Below are 629 nucleotides of genomic sequence, written 5' to 3'. Positions count from 1 at the left end.
AAGCTGCTATCGATCAAGTTCAACACGCCGTTGATGCCTTAGAAGAGATTGGTTTAAAACCAGAATTTATCTCTGGCGGCGGTACTGGTAGTTACTATTTTGAAAGTAATTCAGGTCTTTATAACGAATTACAGTGCGGCTCTTACGCCTTTATGGATGCTGACTACGGTCGTATCTTGGACGAGGACGGCAATCGTATCGATGCAGGCGAGTGGGAAAATGCGTTATTCTTATTGACGTCTGTTATGAGCCACGCCAAACCTGACAAAGCTATCGTTGATGCCGGTCTAAAAGCACAGTCAGTCGATAGTGGCCTACCCTTCATCTACGGCCGTGATGACGTTGAATACGTAAAATGCTCGGATGAGCATGGCGTGGTAAGCGATCCTGAAGGTGTACTTAAAATCAATGAAAAGCTAAAGCTGGTGCCAGGACATTGTGATCCGACTTGTAACATTCATGACTGGTATGTCGGCGTACGTAACGGCAAAGTTGAAAGCGTATGGCCTGTCTCTGCACGTGGCCGCGCATACTAATTCCTGAATTAAATCACTATCGTTTTTTAAAGGGGCTGTTGTAGCCGTAGCCTACAATAGCCTCTTTTTATTTAATAAATGCTAGTTGAAAAC

1 protein-coding gene is annotated in these 629 nt (G+C 44.5%); it reads left to right on the top strand.

Translation table 11 applies throughout. The annotated features are described in order from the left end of the window. Nucleotides 1–536, top strand: a 536-nt coding sequence (locus ACS8FD_RS21890; protein WP_459252168.1) for a type III PLP-dependent enzyme domain-containing protein, incomplete at its 5' end; no start/stop codon positions are given. Nucleotides 537–629: the final 93 nt, after the last annotated feature.

This window comes from Psychrobacter sp. 1U2 (assembly GCF_051847575.1).
The sequence above is the reverse complement of the archived record's forward strand: the minus strand, read 5'-3'. Positions and strand labels throughout refer to the sequence as shown.